Source organism: Phenylobacterium sp. (genome assembly GCF_024508875.1).
In the GTDB taxonomy this organism is placed as follows: domain Bacteria; phylum Pseudomonadota; class Alphaproteobacteria; order Caulobacterales; family Caulobacteraceae; genus Phenylobacterium.
In genome coordinates, this window is record NZ_JANINU010000189.1 from 1 (window position 1) to 4,608 (window position 4,608).

7 protein-coding genes and 1 pseudogene are annotated in these 4,608 nt (G+C 69.4%); 4 read left to right on the top strand and 4 right to left on the bottom strand.

The features are described from left to right. The 4 genes from Q0L11_RS14480 to Q0L11_RS14495 all read left to right on the top strand — a co-directional run. A partial coding sequence (locus tag Q0L11_RS14480; RefSeq protein ID WP_296598150.1) for a S41 family peptidase occupies positions 1-428 on the top strand: 428 nt, incomplete at its 5' end. Positions 429-562: 134 nt separating this feature from the next. Continuing rightward, on the top strand, positions 563-1,684 hold the full coding sequence (locus Q0L11_RS14485) for a divergent polysaccharide deacetylase family protein (protein WP_296598151.1): 1,122 nt from the start codon (positions 563-565) through the stop codon (positions 1,682-1,684). Next, on the top strand, positions 1,681-2,172 hold the full coding sequence (locus Q0L11_RS14490; RefSeq protein WP_296598152.1) for an RNA pyrophosphohydrolase: 492 nt from the start codon (positions 1,681-1,683) through the stop codon (positions 2,170-2,172). The genes Q0L11_RS14485 and Q0L11_RS14490 overlap by 4 nt, the downstream gene beginning before the upstream one ends. A gap of 66 nt (positions 2,173-2,238) precedes the next feature. After that, complete coding sequence (locus Q0L11_RS14495; RefSeq protein ID WP_296598153.1) at positions 2,239-2,991, top strand: alpha/beta hydrolase; 753 nt, start codon at positions 2,239-2,241, stop codon at positions 2,989-2,991. A gap of 5 nt (positions 2,992-2,996) precedes the next feature. Here the strand turns inward: Q0L11_RS14495 and Q0L11_RS14500 are convergent, their stop codons facing one another. From Q0L11_RS14500 to Q0L11_RS14515, 4 genes and pseudogenes are all read right to left on the bottom strand, one after another. Next, positions 2,997-3,245 (bottom strand): hypothetical protein, encoded by a 249-nt coding sequence (locus tag Q0L11_RS14500; RefSeq protein WP_296598154.1) that lies wholly within the window; start codon positions 3,243-3,245, stop codon positions 2,997-2,999. Position 3,246: 1 nt separating this feature from the next. Further along, a complete protein-coding gene (locus Q0L11_RS14505; protein WP_296598155.1) occupies positions 3,247-3,903 on the bottom strand; it encodes a hypothetical protein in 657 nt (218 codons plus the stop codon). A gap of 112 nt (positions 3,904-4,015) precedes the next feature. After that, positions 4,016-4,279 (bottom strand): ATP synthase F1 subunit epsilon, encoded by a 264-nt coding sequence (locus Q0L11_RS14510; RefSeq protein ID WP_296598156.1) that lies wholly within the window; start codon positions 4,277-4,279, stop codon positions 4,016-4,018. Next, a pseudogene (locus Q0L11_RS14515) lies at positions 4,279-4,608 on the bottom strand (F0F1 ATP synthase subunit beta); the annotation flags it as partial. The gene Q0L11_RS14510 and the pseudogene Q0L11_RS14515, both read right to left, overlap by 1 nt.

Here is a 4,608-nt window from a genome sequence, read left to right on the forward strand (position 1 = left end):
TGCAGACCGTGATCCCGCTGCGCGGCGGCATCGACGGGGCGCTGAAGCTGACCACCGCGCGCTACTACACGCCGTCGGGCCGCTCGATCCAGAAGACCGGCATCGAGCCCGACCTGGAAGTCGCGCTGACCCGCGACGAGGCGCAGATCATCGCCAACCGCAGCTACCAGTTCTCGGAAGCCAGCTTCAAGAACGCCCTGAACGCCGACGAGGGCAAGGTGCGCCGCGGCGCCCACGAGCCGGCCGAGGCGCCGCCCGAGGGCTTCGACGAGAAGAAGGACTTCCAGGTGGCCCGCGCCGAGGACGTTCTGAAGTACGGCTCGGTCGCAGCGACGCCCAAGCTGCCCAAGCCCACCGCCCGCCTGGCGGAGATCGTCTCGAAGGCCAAGGTCGCCGAGGTGAAGCCGCCGCAGACCACGCAGAAGTAACAACCTGCGCGATCGACATACGAGAAGGGCGGTTCGCGAGGGCCGCCCTTTTTCGTGGACCGACCTGGCGACCTGCCCGGTTGAGATCGCGTTAACCATGTTCGGCGAGGCTGCGGGGTGAGGAGTTCCGTCCCTTGGCCACGCTCGCACTTCCCCGGTTCAAAGCTCCGGACCTGGGCGCCGTCCTGAAGAGTCCCGCCGTCGGCCTCGCCGCCGCAGCACTGCTGTTCGTGGTGGCCGTGATCGCGCTCGTCCACCTGCTCAGCCCAGTGGGCGCGGGGCCGGACCATGTGCGCATCCCACTGGACCAGTCGATGCGCGCTGCGCCGGCCGGATGGCGCGAGGCGCTGCGTCCCGGCGGGCGGCAACCGCACGTCTACAAGGACGTGGTGCGCCTGTCGGAGCGGCCGCTCGCCCCCGGCGCCGCCGCGCCCTACAACGGCGGCCCGGGCATGGCGCCCCTGCCGTCGATGGCGGGCCAGTCCCTGCCGGTCGCCCCGATCGCCGGCTTCTATGCGCCGGGCCCAGGCGGCCCCCTGCCCATCATCGCCCAGGACGGGCGCACGCCCGCGGAGGTCTACGCCCGGCCGTTCAAGTCGAACGGCCGTCCCAAGGTGGCGCTGGTCATCGGGGGCCTCGGCCTAAATGCGCGCGCGACGCGCCAGGCCATCGAGACCCTTCGGCCGGAGGTGACGCTTTCGTTCGTGGTCTATGCGGAAGGCCTTCAGGGGTGGATCGACATGGCCCGCGCCCGCGGCCACGAGGTGCTGCTCGAGACACCCATGGAGCCTGTCGACTATCCCGACAACGACCCCGGCCCGTACACCCTGATGGCCGACGGCCAGCCGCCCGAGACGGTCAAGAAGCTGGAGTGGATCCTCTCGCGCGCCACCGGCTATTTCGGCCTGACCAACTATCTGGGCTCGAAGTTCCTGGCCACCGACACGGCCTACAACGCCTTCGCCAGCTCGGTGAAGGGACGCGGCCTCGCCTTCATCGACGACGGCTCAGCGGCGCGGCGCGGTGGCGGCATGGCGCGCGCCACGGCCGAGCGCGTGATCGACGACAAGCTGTCGGGCCCGGCGATCGACCAGCAGCTCATGGCGCTGGAGGGCGGAGCGCTGCAACGTGGCCAGGCCCTCGGCTCGGGCTTCGCCTATCCCATCACCCTGGAGAAGGTTGCATCCTGGGCCAATGAGGTCGAACAGAGGGGCTACCAACTCGCTCCCGCCTCTGCGCTCACCACCAAGAAATGACCGACCTCTCGCAATACCGTCCGAACGTGGGCGTCGTGCTCTTCCATCCCGACGGCCGCGTCTGGCTGGGCCGCCGCGCCCGGACGGCAGGCCCGCACAACTGGCAGTTCCCGCAGGGCGGCGTCGACGCGGGCGAGGACCTGGACGAGGCGGCCCGGCGCGAACTGGCCGAAGAGACCGGGGCCTCGAGCGTCACCTATCTCGGCCGCACCGACGGCTGGATCGTCTACGACTTCCCGGCGGATTTCTCAGGGCCCAAGGCCTCGCGCGGCTTTCGCGGCCAGAAGCAGGTGTGGTTCGCCTTCCGCTTCGATGGGCCCGAGAGCGAGTTCGACCTTTGCGCCCATCACGAACCCGAGTTCGACGCCTGGCGCTGGGGCTACCTGGCCGAGGCGCCCGAGCTGATCGTGCCCTTTAAGCGGGCGGCCTACGAGACCGTCGCCAAGGCGTTCGCCCCATTCGCTGCGACCAAAAGCGCCGCCGCCTGAATCCACACCCCCGCTTAGGCACTTCGGTCTAAGGTGTCTGTTCGTGAAGTTTCGGGGCGGGTCCGCATGCCGACCGTGGTCATGACACACGGCGCGTTCTGCGCCGGCTGGGCCTTCGAGGTCTTCCGCGCGCCGTTCGAGGCGCGGGGCTGGACAGTGCTGGCCCCCGACCTGCCAGGGCACGGCGAAGCTCGCGGCGTTGCGGGTCTTTCCATGTCTGACTATGCCCGCAGCCTGGTGAAGGTCTGCGAGGGCTTGCCGGAACCCCCCGTGCTCGTCGGCCATTCGATGGGCGGCCTGGTCACCCAGATGGCCGCGCGGCGGGTGCGGGCCCGAGCCCTGGTGCTGCTGGCGCCGTCTCCCCCGTGGGGCGTGACGGGATCGTCCATCGAGGAGGCGATCACCGCCTTCGGCGTCCACTTGGCCGATCCGTTCTGGACCAGCGCCGTGTCGCCCGACCGCCATCTGATGCGTCACCACAGCCTGGACCGCACGCCGAAGGCCCTGCGCGACCGTATCCTGGCGCGCCTCGTGCCCGAGAGCGGCCGGGCGGTGCGCGAGGTGCTGAACTGGTGGCTGGACCCCTTCATGACCACCAGCGTCGGCGTGGGGCCGCTGCCGATGCCGTCGCTGGCCATCGCCGGGGACCGGGATGTCGTGCATCCGGCCGCCACCGTGCGCCAGACTGCCGAGCGCATCGGCGCCGAGTTCCGCGCCATGCCCGGCATGAGCCACTGGCTCATCGGGGAAGAGGGCTGGGAGGACGTGGCGCAGATCGCGCTGGACTGGCTTGAGAGCCGCGTCGGCGTGCACGCCTAGAGCGTCTAGGACTTTCGCCGCAGCGACCAGCGCAGGAGGCCGACGGCGGCGACAAGCGCCCACGCGCCTTCCATGACCGTGGCGGACAGGTTGAAGTCCTGGGTCAGGAGGCCCCACAGGATGAGGCAGGCGCCGACCAGGTTGCAGGTCAGCGCGATGGGCTTCTCCGCATCGAGCTTGCCCAATGCGGCGCCGGCGTAGGCCACCAGGATAACGAGGACGCCGAGGAGGCCCGCGGCGTCCGTAAGCGTCATTTTAGAACGTGCGCTCTTGGTACTGCAGAGTGCCCATGTCGTAGGCCTTGTTCACCTGCGTGTCGTCCGGCTTGCGCACGGTCGAGAAGTTCAGGCCGACCGACTGGTTGGCGGTCAGGTATTCCCACGAACGGCGAACGCGCTTCAGGCCGTCCGGGTCCTGGGGCTGGGTGTAGTTGGCGGTCGGGTCCAGCGGCGGCTGATGCACGAACGACCAGACGTTCAGCGCCTTGGCGATATCTTCCGCCGCGCCCATCGGATAGCGCAGCTCGACGTTGCAGACCGACTTGTTCGAGCCCGAGGGGAAGGCCACCACCTGGTAGGCCTTGTTCTCGGTCCCGAAGGCCTTCGTCCAGGTCTGGTCGCGGCGGTTCTGCTTGAAGCCGGCGGCCTTCGCCACCGCATCGACGCCCTGGCCGCGCACGGCGGGGACGCAGATCTTCTCGATCACCTGGATCGCTTCATAGCCGTAGCCGCTGGTGGGCAGCGTCGGCGCGGGCGGAGCGGCTTCGGCCGGAGCCGGAGCGGCAGGCGCCTCGGCGGCGGGAGCCGGAGCAGCGGGCGCGGCCGGGGCCGCAGGCTGGGCGGCCGGGTCCTGGGCATGCGCGGCCGTCGCAAGACCGGCGGCGAGGATCAGGCTGGAGAGAGCGGTACGCATGGAAGTTCCCCTGACTTTTCGGCGCGGCATGAAACCCAAGCGAGGCGGCGGAGGCAAGGCCTGACGGCGCCCAATTTACGGCAGTGAATTATCTGCCTGTCTAGTGCCCAGTTCAGGCGGCCTCGACCGCATGTTCCGCCAGGATCGTCAGCCCCTCCGGCGTGACGTCGGCAAAGCCGCCGCGCACGTCGTAGGCGGTCACGGCCCCGTTGTTGTGCACGCGGACCTGGCCCTCCTTGAGGGCGGTCATGAACGGCGCATGGCCGGCCAGGACCCCGAAGTCGCCTTCGGAGCCCGGCGCGTCCACCTGGTCCACCGAGCCCGAGAAGAGTTCCCGTTCCGGTGAGACCAGGGAGAAGTGCAGCTTCTCGGCCATCAGGCTTCCGCCGCGAGTTGCTCGGCCTTGCGGACCGCGTCTTCGATGTTGCCGACGTTGTAGAAGGCCGGCTCCGGCAGGTGGTCGTACTCGCCGTCCACCAGCGCCTTGAACGAGCGGATGGTGTCTTCGAGGCTGACCAGCACGCCGGGCGTGTTGGTGAACTGCTCGGCCACGTGGAACGGCTGCGACAGGAAGCGTTGGATCTTCCGGGCGCGGGCCACGATCAGCTTGTCCTCTTCGGACAGCTCATCCATGCCGAGGATGGCGATGATGTCCTTCAGCGCCTTGTACTGCTGCAGGGTCTCCTGCACGCGGCGGGCGACGTT